Source organism: Cupriavidus sp. 22TCCZM04-2 (assembly GCF_057798895.1).
On the sequence record NZ_JBYOJS010000008.1, the window covers coordinates 179,551 to 200,941 of the forward strand.

A 21,391-nucleotide genomic window follows, 5' to 3' on the forward strand; every position below is an offset into this window, starting at 1 on the left:
TGTTGCGCCGTCCCCTACCTGCATTGCAGTCCGGGAGGCAGTCATGTCCAGCAATTTCGAGCCGTCCGCCAGCTGGCCCGCCATGTCACTGGCCGCGGCCCACGCCCGGCTTACCGCGCCGGGCGCTCCGTTCGAAACGGAAACGCGCGTCATTCGCGGCATTCCCACTACGGTCTGGAAAAACGCGCCGCCCACGCTGCGCGACCTGTTCCAGGCCACACAAGCCTTCAGCGAACGCACCTTCTTGGTGTATGAAGACGAGCGCGTCACCTATGCAGCCTTCCGGCGCGCGGCATTGCATGTCGCGCAGGCACTCGCGCGTGACGGCGTCCGACCCGGCGACCGCGTGGCAGTCGCCATGCGCAACCTGCCCGAGTGGCCGGTGGCGTTCTACGGCGCGCTGCTGACGGGCGCCATCGTCACGCCGCTGAATGCATGGTGGACCGGCGCCGAGCTTGAATATGGACTGGCCGATTCAGGCAGCCGCGTGGCCATCGTCGACGCGGAACGGCTGGATCGGCTGGCAGGGCATCTTTCCAGCTGCCCCGGACTGGAGCGCATTTACGTATCGCGCGCGGGCTCGCTCGAGGCAGATCCGAAGGTCGTGCCGCTGGAATCCGTGACCGGCCACTCCGCGACCTGGGCAACGCTGCCCGAGCTACCGCTTCCGGACGTGGACATCACGCCGGAAGACGACGCAACGATCTTCTATACCTCGGGGACCACCGGCAAACCCAAGGGCGCGCTGGGCACGCATCGCAATGCCACCAGCGTCGCCGTGGCCGGCCTGTTCAGCCCGCTGCGCAACTTGTTGCGCCGCGGCGAGCCGATTCCCGCACCCGACCCCGCGGCACCACAGAAGGCCGCGCTGCTGTCCGTGCCGTTCTTCCACGTGACCGGCTGCATGGCCGTGCTGAACAATGCGCTGGCGAGCGGCGGCAAGATCGTGCTGATGCATCGCTGGGATGCCTTGCGCGCGCTCGAGTTGATCGAACGCGAGCATTGCACCACGGCTGGCGGCGTGCCCACCATCGCCTGGCAGCTGCTGGAGCACCCGGAGCGCGCCCGCTTCGACCTGTCGTCGCTGGAGAGCATCAGCTACGGCGGCGCGCCGGCCTCGCCGGAACTCGTTCGTCGCATCGGCGAAACCGTTCCGCAGTCGGCGCCGGGGATCGGCTGGGGCATGACCGAAACTTCCGCCACGTTCACGAGCCACAGCGCGGAAGAATACGTGGTGCGTCCGGACAGCAGTGGTCCGGCCCTGCCGATTGGCGAAATGAAGGTCGTGGATGGGCGCGGACACGCGCTGCCAACCGGTGAAGCCGGCGAGCTGATGGTGCGTGGCGCGAACGTGGTGCGAGGCTACTGGAACAAGCCCGAGGCCACCGCACAGACCTTTGCAGATGGCTGGCTGCGCACCGGCGATATCGCCAGGATCGACGACGAGGGCTTTCTCTACATCGTCGACCGGATGAAGGACATGCTGATCCGTGGCGGCGAGAACATCTACTGCATCGAGGTGGAAAGTACGCTGTACGAGCACCCGGCGGTCATGGATGCCGCCCTGGTCGGCATTCCGCACAAGGTGCTGGGCGAGGAACCGGGGGCAGTGGTCAGCCTGAAGCCCGGCCTGCACGCGACCGAAACCGAGCTGCAGGCGTTTGTCGCGGAACGGCTGGCGGCGTTCAAGGTGCCGGTACGGATCCTCGTGCTGCCCGACCTGCTGCCGCGCAACGCGAATGGCAAGATCCTGAAGTCGAACCTGCGCAAGCTGTTCGGGCCAGAAGCATGAGCGGGGCCCGGCAACCCGGATAGCCGGGCGTTCGCGCGCTTACTTGACCGGAATGGCGGTCGCGGCGGGCACCGGCACGGCCGTCACGCTGTTCTGCGGGCTGCCGCTGACGATGCGGTCGGAATACGTCAGGTAGACCAACGTATTGCGCTTGCGGTCGACGGCGCGGATCACATGCAGGGTCTTGAACAGGATCGACATGCGCTCCGAAAACACGTTGTCCTGCTGGCGCAGCGGCGCCTTGAACGAGATCGGCCCCACCTGGCGGCACGCGATCGACGCCTCGGGCGGGTCTTCCGCCATGCCCAGCGTACCCTTGATGCCACCGGTGCGCGCGCGTGACACGTAACAGGTCACGCCTTGCACCATCGGGTCGTCATACGCCTCGATGACCACCTTGTCCGAGCCGGTCATGCGGAAATTGGTATTGACGCTGCCGATTTCCTCGGCCAGCGCATGGGCGCCGCCCGCCGTCAGGCAGGCACCGGCAAGCAGGGAAAGCATGCACGCCATGGCCAAATCAGCTCCCGGTCACCTTGATGGCGTCGCGGCGCTTTTCCATTTCCTGGCGCAGTTCGCGGCGCTGCTGGGCCGCCGCAAAGCGCTGGCGCTCGACTTCGTCGCGCGGCTCCAGCGGCGGCACTTCGGCGGGCGCGCCGTTGTCGTCGACCGCCACCATCGTGAAATAGCAGCTGTTGGTGTGGCGCACCAGCTTGCTGCGGATATTCTCGGTCACCACCTTGATGCCGATTTCCATGGAGCTGCGCCCGGTGAAGTTCACCGCGGCCAGGAAGGTCACCAGCTCGCCGACGTGGATGGGCTGGCGGAACACCACCTGATCCACCGACAGCGTGACCACGTACCGGCCGGCGTAGCGGCTGGCGCAGGCATAGGCCACCATGTCCAGGTACTTCAGGATGGTGCCGCCGTGCACGTTGCCGGAGAAATTGGCCATGTCCGGCGTCATCAGCACGGTCATGGAAAGCTGGTGGGACTGGTCGTTCATGATGGTGGTGCAAGTTGCGGGGGCCGAGGCGCGGCAGTGTAACCCGTAAACCGGCGCTCGGGGGCGCCGGGGCTGATGTGGCCTGGGCAGGCGCCTGATATGGCCGGAGCGCCACGCGCGCGGCCAATAAAAAAGCGGCCCGACAGGCCGCTCTCTCGCTACTCCGGACGCAAACCGCTTACTTCTTCTTGTTCACGGCGTCCTTGAAACCTTGTCCAGCAGAAAACTTGACGGTCTTCGCGGCCGGAATCTTGATCGTTTCGCCCGTGCGCGGGTTGCGGCCCGTGCGTGCGGCGCGTTTACCCGAGCTGAAGCTGCCAAAACCCACCAGCGTTACCGAATCACCCTTTGCCACTGCCTTCTTGATACTGTCCAGCGCTGCGTTGAGCGCACGCTCGGCTGCGGCGTTGCTCAGTTCTGCTTCCGCGGCGATGGCCGATACCAGTTCACCTTTATTCATGGCTGATTTCCCTTGTTGGTCGTCGTCACCGATGTATCTGCCAGCAGGCATTGCATCGATCGGCGCAGTCTAATCTGCCCTTCGCGCCTTGGGCAATCCCCAGTGGCACCAATGCAACGAAAAAACCCGGAAATCCTTGCTTGAGGCCGGTTAGCGGGCGATTTCCCGCTCTGTTCCGGCGTCTTTCTCTGCGTTATTTCGGACTGGAGCGCAAGCGGGCGGTTCCGGCCTGTCGCCCCCTAGCAAGGCATCGTGGTGCAGCACCCATCATTCACCGCTATGGTGCAATGCACCGTCAAGGTTCATAAAAGCCCCTGCCGGCTGCATCATTCTGGCGCGCACGGACGATCTGGCTCCTTTCGTTATCGAAGATCTGCACCACCTCGCCCCCTGGAATCCGGGCCGCCCCTGCGGATATCCGGTGCGGATTCCACCATGGCGGTGCAAATGGCACCAGTATGCGGCCAGTTCTGGAATGGTTTTTGCATACCCATGCTCCCATTTTGAGCATGAGGGACCTATGGACAATTGGAAGACTGGCACCGACGCCATGTTTATCCTGCTTGGCGCAATCATGGTGCTGGCCATGCACGCCGGCTTCGCTTTCCTGGAATTGGGCACGGTGCGCAAGAAGAACCAGGTCAACGCGCTGGTGAAGATCCTGGTGGACTTCGCGGTTTCCACCATTGCCTATTTCTTTATCGGCTATACCGTCGCCTACGGCGTGCAGTTCATGGCAGGCGCCGATACGCTGGCGCAAAAGAGCGGCTACGAACTGGTCAAGTTCTTTTTCCTGGCGACCTTTGCCGCGGCCATTCCCGCGATTATCTCGGGCGGCATTGCGGAACGTTCGCGTTTCAATCCGCAACTGGTCGCGACCTTTGTCCTGGTGGGCTTTGTCTACCCGTTCTTCGAAGGCATTGCCTGGAACCATCGTTTCGGCATCCAGGACTGGATCACCAGCCTGACCGGCGCCCCGTTCCATGATTTCGCCGGCTCGGTCGTGGTCCATGCGGTCGGCGGCTGGATCGCCCTGCCCGCGGTACTGCTGCTCGGCGCGCGCCGCGGCCGTTACCAGAAGGATGGCCGCATCAGCGCGCACCCGCCGTCGAACATTCCGTTCCTGGCACTCGGTGCATGGGTGCTCGCGGTAGGCTGGTTCGGCTTCAATGTCATGAGCGCCCAGACCGTGGACAAGATCAGCGGGCTGGTCGCCATCAATTCATTGATGGCCATGGCCGGCGGCACGCTGGCCGCCTGGTGGGCCGGCCGCAACGACCCGGGCTTTGCCTACAACGGCCCGCTGGCAGGCCTGGTCGCCGTCTGCGCGGGTTCCGACCTGATGCATCCGCTCGGCGCGCTGATCACCGGCGCAGTGGCCGGTGTGCTGTTCGTCCACCTGTTCACGCTCGCGCAAAACAAATGGCACATCGATGATGTCCTCGGCGTGTGGCCGCTGCATGGGCTGTGCGGCGCCTGGGGCGGCATTGCGGCCGGCATCTTCGGCCAGCACGCGCTGGGCGGGATCGGTGGTGTTTCGCTGGGCGCGCAGCTGATCGGTACGCTGCTCGGCATCGTGATCGCCCTGGCGGGCGGCACTATCGTCTATGGCACCCTGAGGAAGCTGGTCGGCATCCGCCTCGATGCGGAAGCCGAATTCAACGGCGCCGACCTGACGCTGCATCGCATCTCGGCCACGCCAGAGCGCGAAACCAACTGGTAAGCCCGCCGCAGGAACGCGCGCGCAGGCGCCGTTCCTGACAATTCTTTTCTTGAACTTCCCCGGACGGCATGGCAATAATTGCCGTGCCCGTCATCTTGCGACGCGCCAGCGTGCAAGATTTGCCAGCCAGTCTTCGCAGTTCTTCGTTTGGTGCCGGCCCTTTGCCGGCCAATCGACCAGGGGAATGCCGATGGATGCGTCAACGTTGGAAAAGTTGAGGATCGTGGTGATTGCCTATGCCACGGAGTTCGGGGTCAAGATCCTGGCCGCGCTGGCCTTCTGGATCATCGGCCGCTGGCTGATCCACGTGGTGGTGCGCATGGTCCAGGGCGGGCTGGGCAAGCAGCAGGTGGATCCGACCCTGCTGCGCTACGTCGGCTCGATCGTAACGGTCGCGCTGAATGTGGTCCTGGTGATCGGCATCCTGGGCTACTTCGGCATCCAGACCACGACCTTCGCGGCATTGATTGCCGCAGCCGGCGTGGCCATCGGCATGGCCTGGTCGGGCCTGATGGCCAACTTCGCGGCCGGCGCGTTCCTGGTCGTGCTGCGACCGTTCAAGGTCGGGGATTTCGTGACCATCGGCGGGGTCACCGGCACGGTGCGCGAGATCGGCCTGTTCGCCACGACGCTAGACACGCCGGACAACGTGCTGACGGTGATCGGCAATAACAAGATCTTCTCGGACACCATCCAGAATTTCAGCATCAACCCGTTCCGCCGCGTCGAACTGAAGGCCCAGCTCGCCGGCAGTACCGACGCCGCCGCGGCGATGACGCTGCTCAAGGAGCGTATCGGCGCGATTCCGAACGTCCTGGCCGATCCTCCGGTCGACGTCGAGATCCTGGAATTCACGCTGGTGGGGCCGGTCCTGGCGGTACGTCCCTACTGCCACAACGACCACTACTGGCAGGTGTATTTCGACACCAATCGCATCATCCGCGAAAGCTTTGGCCAGGCGGGCTACGCCGCGCCCATGCCGGCGCAGATGGTGGTCGTGAAAAACGCCGCGGCCTGACGCTCAGGCTACCGCCGTTGCAGACGGCCGCGCGCTCCCCCAGGCGCGCAGCGCTACCGCACCGATACCGCACGCGGCCATCACCACTGCCAGCGGCAGGGCCGTGCCATCGTGCCACAGGCTGACGGCGGCGCCGGCCACGGTGCCGAGCGAGAACTGCAGCGTGCCCATCAGCGCGGAGGCCGTGCCGGCGCGATGCCCCTGATGCGTCAGCGCCAGCGCCGACGCATTGGGCGTGATGCAGCCCAGCGATCCGATAAAGACGAAGAACCCGGCCAGCAGCACGGGCAGCACCAGTACGCCGGCCAGCGCCGCGGCCGCCAGCATCAGGCCCGCGGCACACGGTGCCAGCACCGCGCGGCCGAGCACCCGGTCAAGCGTGCGCCCTTGCACCAGGCGCGCGTTCAGTTGCGACATGGCGATCAGCCCGAACGCATTGGCACCGAAGACAAAGCCATAGTGCGAGGGGTCGATGCCGTGGAGTTCGATCAGCACGAACGGCGACCCGGCGATATAGGCGAACATGCCGGCCTGCCCGAATCCGGCTGCCAGCGAATAGCCCAGGAACTCGCGGTCGCGCAGTAACTCGAAATAGCTGGCTGCGACCGTACCGGGATGCAGCCGCGCGGCGCGTTCCCGCGGCAGCGACTCTTCCATGCGGAAGTGCACCAGCGCCAGGATCAGCAGGCCCGCAAGCGTCAGCAGCCAGAAGATGGCGCGCCAGCCCAGCGTCGTCAGGATGGCTCCGCCGATGATCGGCGCGAGGATCGGCGCCAACCCCATCACCAGCATCAGCGACGAGAAGGCCCGGGCCGATTCGTGGGCCTCGAGCCGGTCGCGGATCACCGCGCGGGCCATCACCATGCCGGCGCAGCCGCCCAGCGCCTGCAGGAAACGCCAGAGCATCAGCGACTCGACGCTGCGCGCCATGGCGCAGCCCGCCGCGGCCAGCGCGTACAGGGCCAGTCCGACGTACAACGGCGGCTTGCGCCCGAAGCGGTCGCTGATCGGTCCGTAGAATGCCTGCCCGAGTGCCAGCCCGACCAGGAAAGTGCCCAGCGTCAGCTGTACCTGGCCGATATCCACGTGCAGGTCCGCGGACAGCGCCGGGAAGCTGGGCAGGTACATATCGATCGACAACGGCGCAATGGCCGTCAGCGAAGCACAGATCAGCAGCCAGACGGGAAAGCGCGCAGCCTTGTGGCTGCTGGAGGATTGAGGCATCAGTGTGAATTCCGGAAGTCCGTGCCGGCGGCGGCGTGCCAGCCAGCCGCCAGACCGCGAATTGTTGCACAGCATGACAAAACTGGCTGGAATGACAAATTTCGCTGCCGGTAACATCTGCCGCCCCGCCGCGGCGGCGCCTTGCCATGCCCCGCCAACATCGGGTTCGACAAATATCCTAATCTTGGCAGTATTGGACTGACTGGCAATTTTGCGAAGCCGCGCACGAGTTAACGTGTGGCGCTGCTTTCACGCGAATGGGGGTGGAGGGTACAATGCGAGCCTGTTGGCCCTGTCCATGCGACAGACCGGCGGCCGCGCAGAGAGGGGCGACAGGCTTGCCCCGGCAACGTTATCCTGCATGAGACTACGACACACGCCGTTCACCGCTACGCTAGGCACAGCCGCTCTCGCGGCTGTACTGCTGCGGCCCGGGCCGGCGCAAAGCGCGCCGACACCGCTGCGCACGCCCGCCTCGGCCACGGCGCCCGCCCCCGTATTCGATGAAGCCGACGCACTGTCCCGCATGCTCAAGGGCGCCGCCACCGGGCAGAATACCGGCGCCGCGGGCGTACCCGAACTGCTGCGCAATACCAATCGGCCCGACAGCGTGCTCGCGCGCGCGTGCCGTCAGCTCAACGATGCACTGCCGATAGAAATCGATGGGGAAACCCGGCTGCGCCGCTGCCAGTCGACGCCGGGCAAACACGTCCTGTTCCAGCTCGAGCTGACCAACTACCGTGGGCCGATGCTGGATCTTGCAAGCTTCGAGGTCAACTACGCGGCGCCGCTGCAGCGCAATATCTGCGCCAACCGCGACGTGGAAATCCTGACCAAGCTTGGCGTCAGCATGATGTTCCGCTACATGACACGGAACGATCGCGGCGAACGCCGCGTGGGCGACGTCTACATCAACGCGCCGATCTGCACCGCGGCCCTGCGCTGAGGACCGCGGCGCAACTTCGTTGCGCCGCGCGGGCGTACCGCGCCCCGGCTCCGTATCACGCGGCGCGCGGACGCAGCGGCAGCACGTTCGGGGCGCGCCGGGCCAGCAGGCGGATATCCTTCCACCCGGCATCGGCCAGCGGCGATCCCCAGACCAGTTCATGCAGCCTTGACAGCGCAAACGGATCACCCAGCAGGATATGCCGCTGCGACGCCGTCAGCGCGCGCGGGCCGCTCGTCAGTGCGTGCTGCACCAGTGCGGCGTGACGCTCCTTCACGGATGCCGGCTGCACGACACGGGCCGATGCCGTGGCACACATCAGCGCATTGGTCACCGGATCCACCACGGCATCCACGAAGTCGGGCGTCTCGGCCGCTTGCTCCACGTGTTGCTGGGTCTCGACGATTTCCCTGGGCGGCATGGCTTCTTCGGGAATCATGAACAGCCCGGCCTCGCGCGATGCGCGGCCGAACGACACCCGCGACAACATGACCGACAGCGGAATCGACAACGCCAGCGAACCTACGATCGGCAACAGCCACAGCACGAACGACGGATTCAGCCAGTACACCAGCGCACCCCACGCGAGCCCGAGCATCGTGTGCCATCCATGCCGGCGCAGCGCTTCGCCCCAGGAGGTCTCCGCGTCCTCGCGCGGCGGCGATTTCCAGGAAATCCCCCAGCCGCTGTAGGCCGCCACGACGAACTTGGTGTGGAACAGCATCCGGGTCGGCGCCAGCAACGCGGACAGCACGACCTCGATCAGCATGCTAAGCACCAGGCGCGACAAGCCACCATACTGGCGGGCCTGCCGCACCAGCAGCAGCACACTGGCCAGCTTGGGCAGGAACAGCAGCGTGGCAGTGGCCGAGAACAGCGCTAGCGCCTTCTCCGGATGCCATTCGGGCCAGGTCGGAAACAACTGGTAAGGCTGCGTGAAGTATTCGGGCGGCACCAGTGCATGGCGGGCCAGCATCGCCGTGGACAACAACAGGAACAGGAACCACAGCGGCGCCGACAGGTAGGCCATGATCCCGGTCAGGAACACGGCGCGGTGCACCACGTGAAAGCCCTGCTTCAGCCACAACCGGAAATTCATCAGGTTGCCCTGGCACCAGCGGCGGTCGCGCTTGACCTCGTCCAGCAGGTTCGGCGGCAGTTCCTCGTACGAACCCGGGAGGTCGTACGCAATCCACACGCCCCAGCCCGCGCGACGCATCAATGCGGCTTCGACAAAGTCGTGCGACAGGATCTCGCCCGACAGCGGCCCGCGCCCGGGCAGCGGCGCCAGCGCGCAGTGCTCCATGAAGGGCTTGACGCGGATGATCGCGTTGTGGCCCCAGTAGTGCGATTCGCCCAGTTGCCAGTAATGCAGCCCCGCCGTGAACAGCGGACCGTACACGCGCGTGGAGAATTGCTGTACGCGCGCATAGAGCGTTTCGCGCCCCACTGCCAGCGGTGCGGTCTGGATGATGCCTGCACCCGGATTCGCCTCCATCAGGCGCACCAGCGTGGCCAGGCAATCGCCGCTCATCACGCTGTCGGCGTCGAGCACCACCATATAGCGGTACTTGCGGCCCCAGCGACGGCAGAAGTCGGCCACGTTGCCGGTCTTGCGCTTGACTCGGTGACGGCGCCAGCGATAGAAGATGCGACCGAAACCGCCGACCGCGCGGCACACTTCCATCCACGCGTCGACCTCGGCCGTGCGCAGGTCCGGATTGCCGCTGTCGGACAGGACGATGAAATCGAAATTGGCCAGATGGCCCGTGCGCTCGAGCGATTCGTAGGTCGCGCGCAGGCCGGCAAAGACGCGGGTCACATCCTCATTGCAGATCGGCATGATGACGGCCGTACGCGCATCGGGCGCAAGCGGTGCATCGGGTGCGGCCGAGCGCGAGATCAGGTGCCGGTCGCCACCTTTCGCCAGCACCAGGAAACCCATCATGGCCGTCCAGAAGCCGGCCGAAACCCACGAGAACAGCACCGCGAACAAGACCAGGATCGCGATCTCCAGTGGGTCGGCGCCATGGTAGGGCAGCACCTTGGTCATGAAGTACGTGGCCAGCACCGTCTGCGCGATCACCAGCCCCAGCAGGAACCAGCGCCGGTGCGAGCCGGCGGGATGCCACTTGCCTTCGGCATCGGGGCCATCGTGCAGGGTGTCCCAGGTTTCGGGAACCTGCGGGCGGCCCAGCATGCGGCGCCAGGTGTTGCGCAGCCAGCCCGTGACGATATGCGGCGGCCACTGGCGCGGCACCATCGAGCTGCGTTCCGGCTCCGGTCCGGTATCGACATGGACGGTGCCGTCGGGTCTGCGCTTGAGCAAGGGCTCGCCGGCGGCTTGCGGATTGCCGTAGGCCAGCGAGAAACGACGCGCTACGGAAGCGTAGGTCGGCCCGCCTGGCGCGGGGGATTCACCCTTGGCGGGTTCGCGCGCCGATAGCCTGGATTGCAGTTGCTCGATCGCAGCCTGGGCATCGCGTGGATCGATGGCGATTCCGGTGGTTGCGGCGGTTACGGTCGCAGGCGGATCGGCCAGCAATTCCGTGCGCAATTCAGAGGATACGGGCAGGCGGTCGACATAGCGCTCGCATGCCGCCGCCTGGGCCGGTCGCTGCTTTAGCCTGGGGGTAAGATGTAGCTCCACGTCTCGGATAAGGTTGTATTGCCGTTGCGAAGATAGCCGCGCAACTCAACCGGCTTGTTGACATCCTTGCGGCGCATCACCATGGTCATGCGCCAGCCGCCGGTGGCGTCATTGCGCTGCACCGACGTCTTGATCAATTCGGCATTGGCATCGGCCGACACCACCGGGTCGATGCGCACATCGGCCGGCAGCTTGCGGAAGGCGGGGCCTTCGAAATCCACCACCAGCGAGAAGCTGGTGTCGTCCTGCTTGCGGGTGAGGCCCTGCCCCAGGCGCGTCTGCGTGACCCACGACAGCGGCGGCATCTGCTCGCCATCTTTCTGCCACATCAGGCGGTATTCGTAGTCAAACGGCTGCCTGGGCTTGGGCGGGTTGTCGGGCACCCAGTAGGCGACGATGTTGTCGTTGGTCTCGTCGGGCGTCGGGATCTGCACCAGCTCTACCCTGCCCGAGCCCCAGTTCCCGCGCGGCTCGACCCAGCCGCTCGGCCGCCGCTCATACCACGCGCCGATCTCCTGGTAGCTGGCAAAGCTGCGGTCGCGCTGCATCAGCCCGAAGCCCTGCGGATTGGTCGCGGAAAACGACGTCACCAGCAGGCGCTTCGGATTGACCAGCGGCCGCCAGACCCATTCCCCGGTGCCGAGATGAATCGAAAGCCCGTCGGAGTCGTGGACTTCCGGACGGAAGTCGGACTGCGACGAAGGCTGGTTCTCGCCGTACAGGTACATGCTGGTGAGCGGCGCCAGGCCAAGCTTGGTCACGTTCTCGCGCAGGAACAGGCGGGACTTGACCTCCATCGCGGTCTCTTCGCCGGGCTTGATGACGAAGCGGTAGGCACCGCTGATGCGGCGCGAATCCATTAGCGCGTAGATCGTCAGCTGCTTGTCCGAAGCCGAGGGCCGCTCGATCCAGTACTCGACGAAACGCGGGAACTCCTCGCCCGAATTGAGCCCGGTGTCCACTGCAAGTCCGCGCGCGGAGAGCCCATACCACTGATCCTTGCCGAGCGCACGGAAGTAGCTCGCGCCGAGGAACGAAGCCAGTTCGTCCTTGCGCTTGCCCTGGTTGAGCGGATACAGCACGCGGAAACCGGCGAAGCCCAAACCCCTGAGCCGCGCGGCATCGACTTTGTGCGGCCCGTAATTGAACGCGGCCGGATCGAAGCGGAACTCGCGCACGCTGCCGCTGACCACTTCGTGGATGCGCACGGGCTGGTCGAACACCATGCCCTCATGGAAAAAAGACAGCTCGAACGGCAGGCGCGTATTGCGCCACGCAAAGCGCTCGGGCTTGTATTCGATCTCGCGGTATTGATCGTAGGACAGCTCGCGCAGTTCACGCGGCAGGTTCTGTGCGGGGGCCTTGTACGGAGACGCCGCCAGCTGGCGTGCCCGCGCCGCGACCGTATCGAAATCGAAGGCATGCGCCGCCATGGCAAGCATAGCCAGGGCGCCGCCACCCAGCCACCGAGCCACGCGCGCACGCGTGCCGGCCGATGCACCGCGACAGCGGACACTGTCGGAAGGCCGTGCAGGCGAAGGGTCGGACAGGCGTAGCGTGGCGTTTGATGACATGAATGCCCAGATTGGAAATGTGGACGGTGCAACCGGCTCTTGCGGCCGGAATGGCGGACAGCCTGGCGGGCGACTCATGGGTCCGCCAAGCAAGAGACAGACCTGACACGACGGTCACGGCCGGCCCGGGCACGAAAAAAACCGAGCCAGCCGGCCCGGTCTCGCTTTGGGTGCGAAGTGCAATAAACCTTAACAATTCGAGACGAAAAAGTCACGTTTCGATCACGCAAGGTTTGCAACAAAATGAAACCCCTGCCGCGGCAAAGGCGCATCGCGCCATCGTCGCGGACGTCCGCGTCACACCGTGCGGACAGCAGCAACTACCGCGCGGCGTGGGCCCCGGCCAGCTACGAGGCGCTACTGCTACTGCTTCGCACCGTCGGTGTAGGTGTCGAACTTGCCGGCCTTGGCGCCGTCCGTGTACGGGTCAGCCTTGCCGACCCGCTTGGCATCGTCGATCGGCTGAAGCTGGTCGGTACGCGCGCCGGGGGCCAACGATGTCACGTTGTCGGACTTCGCGCCTTCGGTGTAGACATCGAATTTGCCGGTCTTGGCGCCGTCGGTGTAGGGGTCGAACTTGCCAGCCTTGGCGCCGTCCGTGTACGGGTCGAACTTTCCGCTCTTGGCAGCCGGGGATTGGGCATGCACGACGCCGAACGCGGCGGCGAAGGCCAGGCCGAGGGTAAGGTGGCGCAGCTTCATGGGGACTCCTCTCGCGGTGATTGCGCGTTGTGCCCCGTTTGCCTGTCGATGCGGATGGCGTCGTGCAAGCATCCGTGGCAACAATCAACGCTAGGCCAGTGAAAATCCCCTGTCAACCACGCCCCTGCGCAAGCGTCGCAAGAGGCGCCGCCAGTCGTCATCGGCGCGCTGGTTGGGCTTACAATGCACTGGCCCGCGCGACGGCACGCCGCGCCAACGAACCGAAAAGGAACGACCATGCTGTCTCGGCAAGCCCGACGCCTCCCCACCGTTGCCCTGGTCAGCGCCCTGGGCGCCACGCTGATGTTCGCCGTGTCCGCTCCCGCCCAGGCTTACTTCGACAACTACCTGTCGGGCACCATCATCGGCAAGCTGAACAAGGATGAAGCGGCATCGTTCGCCAAGTCGATTGGCAAGGCTTTGAACGACACCGCTGACGGTCAGTCGATCACCTGGCAGTTTCCGGCCAGCGGCAAGCGCCTGCCCGTGGACGGCACGCTGACGCCGGTCATGAGCAAGACCGACCAGGGCCAGTCATGCCGGCGGCTCAAGACCGACCTCAAGCGCGGCACCGCCGAAGAGCACTGGAGCGGCTGGTTCTGCAAGCAGAAGGACGGCCAGTGGAAGTCACGCCAGGTCGCAGAATAAAGTCCGGCAGGTCGTCAACGGCACAGCCGGCGCATCAGCTCCGAGGCCACCGACCCGGTGGCCGCCGGCTGGAACCGCGTAGCTTGCGGCGAGCGGATCGTGTAGAGCGCCTCGCCGCGTGCGAAGCGCTTGCTGTAGAGCGTCTGCTCCACCACGGCCACCATCGACGATGCGCAGTTGAGCACCATGCGCTTGAGCGACGACCGGATAGGTTCGCCATTCGTGGTGCGGATCACCCCGGTCGGCGCATTGCGCATCACCACCACGCCGACCTCCGGCCCGGCACGCTTGACGGCAACCTGGTCGAAGTACGAAATCACGCCGTTGGCGCCCATCAGCGGAAGCCAGCGCTGCGGATCCGGTGCCGCCGCTTCCGGCGCAGCGGCAACGGTACAGCCTTCCCGTGGCGTGGCGCGGAAGACCATGTCTCCGGACGCCTGCGGGCACTGGTACAGGCCGGCGGCAGCGGCGGGACGGCTCTCGTAGCCCATCCCGGATTCAGCGTGGGCGCTCAGGCCCATGGCGCAGCCGCACAGCACGGCAGCGCATCGGACAATGCGGAAAATCATTGAATCACCCTCGAATTGACGGGAAAAACGAGCCGCATTGTCGCATATGCCACCGCGCTTGCCGACCCGCGCGGCGCGAATTCAAGCGCGCATCGTCCGCAATCAACCGTGAATCTCGCGCCAGGCAACCAGATCGGCGATCGTGAGCACCGGCAGCCGGTACATTTCAGCGAACGCCAGCGCCTCGGGCCGGCGCGCCATGGTGCCGTCGGGATTCATGAGTTCGCATAGGACCGCGGCGGGGGACAGGCCGGCCATCCGGGCCAGTTCCACCGAGCCTTCGGTATGCCCGCGCCGCACCAGGACCCCGCCATCCACGGCGACCAGCGGGAACACATGGCCCGGGCTGACCACGGCATCGCGCCCGGCATCGTCCGCGATTGCCGCGCGAATGGTCGTGATGCGGTCCACTGCGCTCACGCCGGTAGTAACGCCTTCGCGCGCCTCGATCGACACGGTAAACGCCGTTCCGTACTGGCTGCGATTGTTTTCCACCATGGGGCGCAGCCCAAGCTCTCGCACCTTGCCGGCAGTCAGGCACAGGCACACGATGCCGCTGCATTCGCGGATCATCATGGCCATGTTGGAGGGCGTCAGGCACTCGGCGGCCAGGATGAGATCGGCTTCGTTCTCCCGATCGTCGTCGTCGAGCAGCACAACCGGGCGGCCTTCGCGCATGGCGTCGAGCGCCTGCGCAATGCGCAGGGCCAAAGGACGCTCGTCCGCGTCGGACGCAAGCGTGATGGAATCGGATTCGTTGGAAAGGTTTGACATGAAACGCTCCTTGCTACCTGATCAGTGGGCGTTCCAGGGGAGGATCAACGGAAGCGCGCTGGCAACCCCGGCGAGCATGCGGCACGACGGCACGCACCCGTGCGCGGACCCATGCGTCCGGCCGCGGCAAGCGTGACCTCGATGCCCTTGCGCCCGAGACGGCAGGCAGGCTTGCGCCCATCTTCTTTCATCCGGACTATGACCGTCGGCCCTGGCCTCGCACCAGGTCTGCTGACCCTGCACGCAATATGCAGGCGCTCGCGGGCTCGCCGCATCGTACGGAAACGTACGCTGCGGCATACCGCCGGTGGGGACTTTCACCCCGCCCTGAAGACGTAACGGTGCCGGCGTCCGCGCCCGAGCCTCGATAGCAAGGCGCGAAAAGTGCCGGCGGGGTGATGGTAGCACGACTGTTCTTTTTTTCTTCGGCGTGCAACGTGGCCCGCCGTGTACTACAACTACCTTAGGTGTGATGAAAAAGTGACTGTGCGCGTCACCGCCCGGTCCCGGACGCGCTTATGCGGTACGGTCCGGGGCCGTCCCCCGACAATAACGAGCCAGACAATAACGAGCCAACCTATGCGATCGCTGCCCGATGCCCGGCCCGGCTGTTCCGCGACTGCACCCCTGCGCCACCAGTCTTCGCGCACACGATGTTTGAGGCGGGCGGCCCTGATCGCGGCCGTCTCGGGCATAGCCCTGGGGAGCGGCCTGGCCCAGGCGACCCCACCGATCCCTGCGGTCCAGATCGGCTATGGCGTCGATACCAACCATGACGTCCAGAAAATCGAAGCCGCCTTCCAGTGGGACTCCGGCTTTGCCTGGGGCAACCCGCAAGGCCTGCTGGCCGACGTGCTCTGGGAGGTCAATGTCGCGCGCTGGCATAGCACCAGCAGCAACAACCCCCGCAACCCCTGGGAATTCGGCTTCTCGCCCGTGGCCAGGCTGCAGTGGAAGCGCTATAGCTGGGTGCCGTTCCTGGAACTGTCGCTTGGCGTGCGCCTGTTGACCGAGACCCGAACTTCCGACGATCACGTGTACTCCACCGCCTTCCAGTTCTCGGAATACGCAGGTGTCGGCGTGGCGTTCGGCAAGGCGCAGCAGTTCGCGGTCGGCTACCGCTACCAGCACATCTCGAATGCCGGGATCAAGGAGCCCAACCCTGGCACCAGCTTCAGCACGGTGTACCTGCGCTACCGCTTCTGACGCCGCGGAGGCGAATCGTGCGCCAGCGTCTCGAACACCTCGCGCGTGGCCTCGTCGGCCGGAAAAAAACACTCGATGCGCATTTCCTGCAGCGTGACGTCCTGCGGAATGCCAAGCGTCGTGATGGTGGAAAACAACGAGGCGCGGAACGCTCCGGCACACAGCGTGACCGGCAGCACTGGCGGTGGCGGTCCCTCGGCCGCGTCCTCATCAGGCAGCAGCGCACCGGCCGGGCTCACCATGTCCGGATGCCAGGCTGCGATGCGCGCGAAGGTTTCGCGCGCGGACTGGTCATTCGCCTGGACCTGGAGCTCCTGCCAGACCCGCCGCAGCAGGTAGCGGCCTACCTGCCGGGCGTTCTCGATCGCCGGCCACAAGCCCTGCGGATCGAACACGGTCAGCATCAGGTTGATGCGCTCGCCGCCCTCCTCCAGCGCCGCAGGCACTCGGCCGTCGAGCAGCACATCGAACATGCGGCGATAGGCCGGGTTCGCGTCGACCAGGTTCCAGAAGCGGTCGAGCACCACGGCCGGGAACGGCTCCTGCTTCGCAAGAATCAGCGAAATGGCCTGCTGGACCATCTGCAGAGGCGCAGAGGCGAGCGCGTGTTCGCTATATCCCGGAGCAAAACCGCCCGCCAGCAACATGCGGTTGCGCTGGCGCAGCGGCACGCCGAGCCGTTCGGCCAGCGCCAGCACCATCGCGCGGCTAGGCCTGGAGCGGCCGGACTCGAGGAAACTGATGTGGCGCTGCGACACCCCCGCCGCCAGCGAAAGTGCAAGCTGGCTATAGCCGCGCCTGCTGCGCCAGTATCGCAGCAGGCCGGGAAAATCGAGGGCGGTTTCGGAACCGGGCGTGAGCGTCTCCATGTGACGTATTACAGCATGAGACACGTTGCCCGGCGACTACCTTGAAGGTAATCAGCAAGACTCACGGACGCCCGATGCGAATGCGGAACAACCTCATCAGCCGACACCATGGATCTGGCGGCATGTTCGTGGCGCCCCAGCGCCCGAGCGCAGGGGGACAACCGCGCGTCAGCAGTTGCCCTTCTTGGCTTGCCCCGGAGGACAGAAGCTCTGGTTACCGTACTGATCCACCCTGCAGTTTCCCTTCTTGGCCTGGCCAGGCGGGCAGCCACCGTGCCCGGCACCGTAACCGTCGTCGTATGGCGCGACCACACAGCCGGCCAGCAATGCCGTGCTCGCCAATAGCAGCGCAAGTCCTCGGAACATTATGTTTTTCCTTTTGTGGAGATTATTGTCAGACAGAGGATAACGGACCGGCTTGCTTGCGCCAGTAACAAATCGCAAATAGCCACGATCTTTGCCACACCTGCATGGGCGCAGTCCACATCACCCCCAAAACAGGTTGTAACAGGCGAATGGTATGCTAGACCTTTTGATTCCCGCGCGCGAAGGGCGCGCCCCCTGATGGAAATTGCCATACTGCTGGCGCTGATTCTGCTCAACGGTCTGTTCGCCATGTCCGAAATCGCTCTGGTCACCGCCCGCAAGGCGCGTCTGCAGCGCCGGATTGAAGAAGGCGACCGCGGAGCGATCGAGGCTGTCAAGCTTGGCGAAGACCCGACCCGCTTCCTGTCCACCGTCCAGATCGGCATTACGTCGATTGGCGTGCTCAACGGCGTGGTGGGCGAATCCACGCTGGCGCAGCCGCTGGGCGTATGGTTGCAGGGCTTCGGGCTGACACAGCCCACTGCGGGCTACGTGGCAACGGCCATCGTCGTGGCTGGCCTGACCTATTTCTCGATCGTGCTGGGTGAACTGGTGCCCAAGCGCCTGGGACAGCTGGCCCCCGAGGCCATCGCCCGGCTGGCGGCACGGCCGATTGCCTGGCTCGCCGTGGCAAGCACGCCGTTCGTCAAGCTGCTGTCCGGGTCGACACGCCTGGTCTTGCGTGCGCTTGGCGTCAATACCAATCGCGGCCCGGGCGTGACCGAGGAAGAAATCCATGCACTGCTGGTCGAGGGCTCGGAGGCCGGCGTCATCGAGCATCACGAGCACACCATGGTGCGCAATGTGTTCCGCCTCGACGACCGCCAGCTGGCTTCGCTGATGGTGCCGCGCGGGGACGTGGTGTACCTGGACGTCGAAGTGCCGCTGGAAGACAACCTCAAGCGCATCGAGGAATCGGACCATTCCCGCTTTCCGGTCGTGCGCGGCGGCATGCACGACATCGTTGGCGTGGTGAGTGCGCGCCAGTTGCTGGCCCGCCGCCTGCGCGGCGAGGAAGCCGACCTGATGACCGTGGTGCAGCCGGCGGTCTTCGTGCCCGAGAGCGTCACGGGCATGGAACTGCTGGAGAACTTCCGCGGCTCCGGCGGCCAGATTGCGTTCGTGATCGACGAGTACGGCGAGGTGCTCGGGCTGGTCACGCTGCAGGACCTGATCGAAGCCATCACCGGCGAATTCAAGCCCGATAGCGTGGACGAGGAATGGGCGATCCAGCGTGAAGACGGCTCCTGGCTGCTCGATGGCCTGATCCCCATCCCCGAACTGAAGGACCGCATCGGCTTGCGCCAGGTGCCCGAGGAAGAGAAAGAGCGCTACCACACGCTCTCCGGGATGCTCCTGCTGCTGCTCGGCCGGTTGCCGCAAACCGCGGACAGCGTCCAGTGGCAAGACTGGCGCTTTGAAATCCTGGACATGGACGGCAAGCGCATCGACAAGGTCCTGGCCTCGCGCGTGCCGCCGTCCGAAGGCCCCGAAGAGGAAACCACCGGCTGACGCCGGCATATTGACCGCATGCGCCAAGACGACGCCGACAACAGCGCCGGTCAACGTGCCGGCAATGCGTACGACATGGTCCAGCCGGCCGCATTCGTGGCTGCGCTGGCGGATTGCCGCGCATCTTCCGGCGGCGCGCAACTAGTCATTCTCGCCATTCGACTGGATCGATTTGCCAGCGCGTGCGAATCGCTCGGGCCCAAAGGGGCGGCCCGGCTGCGCCAGCTCGTGCTGGCGCGACTGACGCGCTGGCTTCATCCCCAAGCCCGCGTGTACTGGCTGGGTTCGGCCGATCTTGCCGTGCTTACCTTGCTGCCGGCCTCAACGCCGGACCCGGTCCGATTGGGACAGCGCCTGGCCGATGAACTGGCCCGCCCTTTCACGCTCGACGGCGCCGAGCCGTTCCTGTCCTGCAGCGTTGGCGTGTCGCTCGACCACCCCGACGTAGCCGCCGAACGCAGCCTGCAGCATGCCATCGACGCCATGCTGCGGATCTGCCGCCAGGGGGGAGACGGGCTGGCCAGTGCCGCGCGGGCCGGGCCGCCCGCGGAGGATCAGGTGCTCACCGCCTTGCCGCACGCGCTGGAACGCGGCGAACTGGGCCTGCACCTGCAGCCCCGCGCCGATTTCGAGGGCGCACGGATCAGCGGTTACTCGGTGCGGCTGCGCTGGCGCCATCCCGCACTCGGCAGGGTCGCGCCGCAGGACTTCCTGCCAGCGCTGGATAGTCTCGGGCTGATGGGACCGGTGGGCAACTGGCTGCTTCGCAGCCTGGCGCCGCTGGCCCGCGCGGCGGCGGATATTGGCCCGCTGCAGTTCACCTTGCTGGCCTCCAGTGCGCAACTGCATCAACTGGACATGGTCGATGCGCTCGCGCGCACGCTCGATACCGGGGCCATCGCACCGCAACGGCTTTGCATCGAAGTGCCATCCACGAACGTGCCGGATGACGCGGAACTGATCGGCCGGTTCGAAGCGCTGCGCCGGCGCGGCCTGCAACTTGCGCTCGGCGACTTCAACGACCGCCCGGAAAGCCTTGAGACCTTTGGCCGGCTGCGGCCAGACCGTGTCACGCTCGATGTGCGCAGCCTCGGCCACGCCCACCAGCCCGCCAATGCAGCGGCGGGCTTGCATGCTGCCTGCACCCTGGCGCGCAAGGCAGGCGCCATGGTTTGCGCCAAGGGCGTGGAAACGCGCAAGCAACTGGAACAGGTGCACGGCTGGGGTTGCCACAGCGTCCAGGGCTATTTGCTCGCCCAGCCGTTTCCTGCCAACTGGCTGGCACAGACACACTGGGCCATCCAGCAGCGCGCCCGCGAATTGCTCGGGCCGGCCGCGTGATGCGCGTAATGCGCGACGGTTGGGTACGATTTACAAATTGCCACACATCAATGTGATGCCAAGCGGCACCGGCGGGTAAAATCTGCCCGGAAATGTCCATGAACTCAAAGGAGCCCGGCGTGAAAAAAGGTTGGATCTGGTGCGTACTGTTCGCGACCTTGCTGGCTGGCTGCAATACCATGGCCGGACTCGGCCAGGATCTCCAGCGCGGCGGCCAGAAACTGGAAGGCGCTGCAGACAGCCACAAGTAAGAGGCCAAGGCCTTTTGGAAAGGCTCGGCGCAAAGGACAAAACGGCACGCAATGCGTGCCGTTTTGCTTTCATGCCGGAAGCTGTGGTGTCCGAATCTCAGGGCAGCCGCAGCGACGCGGCGTGTTCGGCCAGCTTGCGGATGCGGTCCCAGTCGCCGGCGGCGACGGCGTCCTTGGGCACCACCCAGGAACCGCCCACGCACGCCACGTTCGGCAAGGCGAGGTAGCTCGGCGCCAGCGCCGCGTCAATGCCGCCTGTCGGGCAGAAACGCAGTTGCGACAGCGGCCCGTACAGCGACTTGAGCATCGGCACGCCGCCCGCGGCCTGCGCCGGGAAGAACTTCAGGAAGGTGAAGCCGGCTTCCAGCGCGGCCATCGCCTCGCTGGCCGTGGCCACGCCGGGGAGCAGCGAAATGCCGGCTCCCTGCGCCCCTGCCGCCAGCGCGGGCGTCAGGCCAGGCGACACGGCAAACTGCGCGCCGGCATCGCGCACTGCATGGAGCTGCTCCACGGTCAGTACCGTGCCGGCACCCACGCACGCACCCGGGATCTTCGCCGCCACGGCACGCATGGCGTCCATGGCCACCGGCGTGCGCAGCGTAATTTCAAGCAGCGGCAGCCCGCCGGCCACCAGCGCTTCGCTGACGTGCAGGGCCTCGTCTACGGAGCCGAACTCCAGTACAGGAATGACCGGCACATTGGCCAGCCGCGCGAGCAGCGGGGAAGGTTGAACTTGCATGGCAGTCTGGATGGTTGCAGA

At 65.6% G+C, this 21,391-nt stretch carries 21 protein-coding genes and 1 riboswitch; of the genes, 9 read left to right on the forward strand and 12 right to left on the reverse strand.

Features of this window, described 5'->3' with window-relative positions; translation table 11 throughout:
- The first annotated feature begins 43 nt into the window (after positions 1-43).
- A complete protein-coding gene (locus AC3FKG_RS14560; RefSeq protein WP_488743404.1) occupies positions 44-1,792 on the forward strand; it encodes a class I adenylate-forming enzyme family protein in 1,749 nt (582 codons plus the stop codon).
- A gap of 39 nt (positions 1,793-1,831) precedes the next feature.
- Here AC3FKG_RS14560 and AC3FKG_RS14565 read toward each other — a convergent pair whose 3' ends face one another.
- The 3 genes from AC3FKG_RS14565 to AC3FKG_RS14575 all read right to left on the reverse strand — a co-directional run bounded on the left by AC3FKG_RS14565 (position 1,832) and on the right by AC3FKG_RS14575 (position 3,258).
- Complete coding sequence (locus AC3FKG_RS14565; RefSeq protein ID WP_488743405.1) at positions 1,832-2,305, reverse strand: CreA family protein; 474 nt, start codon at positions 2,303-2,305, stop codon at positions 1,832-1,834.
- 7 nt (positions 2,306-2,312) lie between these two features.
- Positions 2,313-2,798: an acyl-CoA thioesterase gene (locus AC3FKG_RS14570; RefSeq protein ID WP_483711740.1), complete on the reverse strand. Its 486-nt coding sequence runs from the start codon at positions 2,796-2,798 to the stop codon at positions 2,313-2,315.
- Positions 2,799-2,976: 178 nt separating this feature from the next.
- Positions 2,977-3,258 carry an HU family DNA-binding protein gene (locus AC3FKG_RS14575; RefSeq protein ID WP_008651272.1) on the reverse strand — a complete coding sequence of 94 codons (282 nt, stop codon included), beginning with the start codon at positions 3,256-3,258 and terminating at the stop codon, positions 2,977-2,979.
- Between the two features lie 520 nt (positions 3,259-3,778).
- Between AC3FKG_RS14575 and AC3FKG_RS14580 the strand changes: the two genes are divergently transcribed.
- Entirely contained in the window at positions 3,779-4,981 is a 1,203-nt protein-coding gene (locus AC3FKG_RS14580; protein ID WP_483711741.1) for an ammonium transporter, read from the forward strand.
- Positions 4,982-5,171: 190 nt separating this feature from the next.
- On the forward strand, positions 5,172-5,999 hold the full coding sequence (locus tag AC3FKG_RS14585; protein WP_483711742.1) for a mechanosensitive ion channel family protein: 828 nt from the start codon (positions 5,172-5,174) through the stop codon (positions 5,997-5,999).
- 3 nt (positions 6,000-6,002) lie between these two features.
- Here the strand turns inward: AC3FKG_RS14585 and AC3FKG_RS14590 are convergent, their stop codons facing one another.
- On the reverse strand, positions 6,003-7,223 hold the full coding sequence (locus AC3FKG_RS14590; RefSeq protein ID WP_483711743.1) for a Bcr/CflA family multidrug efflux MFS transporter: 1,221 nt from the start codon (positions 7,221-7,223) through the stop codon (positions 6,003-6,005).
- 361 nt (positions 7,224-7,584) lie between these two features.
- On the opposite strand from AC3FKG_RS14590, the gene AC3FKG_RS14595 reads away from it, so the two are divergent.
- Positions 7,585-8,169: a hypothetical protein gene (locus AC3FKG_RS14595; RefSeq protein ID WP_483711744.1), complete on the forward strand. Its 585-nt coding sequence runs from the start codon at positions 7,585-7,587 to the stop codon at positions 8,167-8,169.
- A 55-nt stretch (positions 8,170-8,224) separates the two neighbouring features.
- Here the strand turns inward: AC3FKG_RS14595 and mdoH are convergent, their stop codons facing one another.
- The 3 genes from mdoH to AC3FKG_RS14610 form a co-directional block, all read right to left on the reverse strand.
- Positions 8,225-10,819, reverse strand: a complete 2,595-nt coding sequence (gene mdoH, locus AC3FKG_RS14600) for a glucans biosynthesis glucosyltransferase MdoH (RefSeq protein WP_488743406.1) — start codon at positions 10,817-10,819, stop codon at positions 8,225-8,227.
- Positions 10,792-12,393 carry a glucan biosynthesis protein G gene (locus AC3FKG_RS14605; RefSeq protein WP_488743407.1) on the reverse strand — a complete coding sequence of 534 codons (1,602 nt, stop codon included), beginning with the start codon at positions 12,391-12,393 and terminating at the stop codon, positions 10,792-10,794. The genes mdoH and AC3FKG_RS14605 overlap by 28 nt, the downstream gene beginning before the upstream one ends.
- 363 nt (positions 12,394-12,756) lie before the next feature.
- Entirely contained in the window at positions 12,757-13,095 is a 339-nt protein-coding gene (locus AC3FKG_RS14610; RefSeq protein WP_483711747.1) for a hypothetical protein, read from the reverse strand.
- A 237-nt stretch (positions 13,096-13,332) separates the two neighbouring features.
- Between AC3FKG_RS14610 and AC3FKG_RS14615 the strand changes: the two genes are divergently transcribed.
- Complete coding sequence (locus AC3FKG_RS14615; protein ID WP_483711748.1) at positions 13,333-13,743, forward strand: RT0821/Lpp0805 family surface protein; 411 nt, start codon at positions 13,333-13,335, stop codon at positions 13,741-13,743.
- Between the two features lie 14 nt (positions 13,744-13,757).
- On the opposite strand, the gene AC3FKG_RS14620 is transcribed toward AC3FKG_RS14615, so the two are convergent.
- Positions 13,758-14,312 carry a surface-adhesin E family protein gene (locus tag AC3FKG_RS14620; protein ID WP_488743408.1) on the reverse strand — a complete coding sequence of 185 codons (555 nt, stop codon included), beginning with the start codon at positions 14,310-14,312 and terminating at the stop codon, positions 13,758-13,760.
- Positions 14,313-14,414: 102 nt separating this feature from the next.
- Positions 14,415-15,086 carry a 3,4-dihydroxy-2-butanone-4-phosphate synthase gene (gene ribB, locus AC3FKG_RS14625; RefSeq protein ID WP_488743409.1) on the reverse strand — a complete coding sequence of 224 codons (672 nt, stop codon included), beginning with the start codon at positions 15,084-15,086 and terminating at the stop codon, positions 14,415-14,417.
- Positions 15,087-15,261: 175 nt separating this feature from the next.
- Positions 15,262-15,425, reverse strand: a riboswitch (FMN riboswitch).
- A gap of 318 nt (positions 15,426-15,743) precedes the next feature.
- Here ribB and AC3FKG_RS14630 point away from each other — a divergent pair.
- On the forward strand, positions 15,744-16,292 hold the full coding sequence (locus AC3FKG_RS14630) for an acyloxyacyl hydrolase (RefSeq protein WP_488743410.1): 549 nt from the start codon (positions 15,744-15,746) through the stop codon (positions 16,290-16,292).
- Here AC3FKG_RS14630 and AC3FKG_RS14635 read toward each other — a convergent pair.
- Together AC3FKG_RS14635 and AC3FKG_RS14640 are read right to left on the reverse strand one after the other, a co-directional pair.
- Positions 16,280-17,161: a helix-turn-helix domain-containing protein gene (locus AC3FKG_RS14635; protein WP_488743411.1), complete on the reverse strand. Its 882-nt coding sequence runs from the start codon at positions 17,159-17,161 to the stop codon at positions 16,280-16,282. The two genes, AC3FKG_RS14630 and AC3FKG_RS14635, sit on opposite strands and share 13 nt — an antisense overlap.
- Before the next feature lie 168 nt (positions 17,162-17,329).
- Complete coding sequence (locus AC3FKG_RS14640; protein ID WP_483711753.1) at positions 17,330-17,527, reverse strand: hypothetical protein; 198 nt, start codon at positions 17,525-17,527, stop codon at positions 17,330-17,332.
- A 198-nt stretch (positions 17,528-17,725) separates the two neighbouring features.
- On the opposite strand from AC3FKG_RS14640, the gene AC3FKG_RS14645 reads away from it, so the two are divergent.
- The 3 genes from AC3FKG_RS14645 to AC3FKG_RS14655 all read left to right on the forward strand — a co-directional run bounded on the left by AC3FKG_RS14645 (position 17,726) and on the right by AC3FKG_RS14655 (position 20,631).
- On the forward strand, positions 17,726-19,039 hold the full coding sequence (locus tag AC3FKG_RS14645) for a hemolysin family protein (protein WP_483711754.1): 1,314 nt from the start codon (positions 17,726-17,728) through the stop codon (positions 19,037-19,039).
- A gap of 18 nt (positions 19,040-19,057) precedes the next feature.
- Entirely contained in the window at positions 19,058-20,380 is a 1,323-nt protein-coding gene (locus AC3FKG_RS14650) for a GGDEF domain-containing protein (protein ID WP_488743412.1), read from the forward strand.
- Between the two features lie 119 nt (positions 20,381-20,499).
- Complete coding sequence (locus AC3FKG_RS14655) at positions 20,500-20,631, forward strand: entericidin A/B family lipoprotein (RefSeq protein ID WP_483714360.1); 132 nt, start codon at positions 20,500-20,502, stop codon at positions 20,629-20,631.
- Positions 20,632-20,728: 97 nt separating this feature from the next.
- Here AC3FKG_RS14655 and eda read toward each other — a convergent pair whose 3' ends face one another.
- Positions 20,729-21,370 (reverse strand): bifunctional 4-hydroxy-2-oxoglutarate aldolase/2-dehydro-3-deoxy-phosphogluconate aldolase, encoded by a 642-nt coding sequence (gene eda, locus AC3FKG_RS14660; protein WP_483711756.1) that lies wholly within the window; start codon positions 21,368-21,370, stop codon positions 20,729-20,731.
- Between the last annotated feature and the right edge of the window lie 21 nt (positions 21,371-21,391).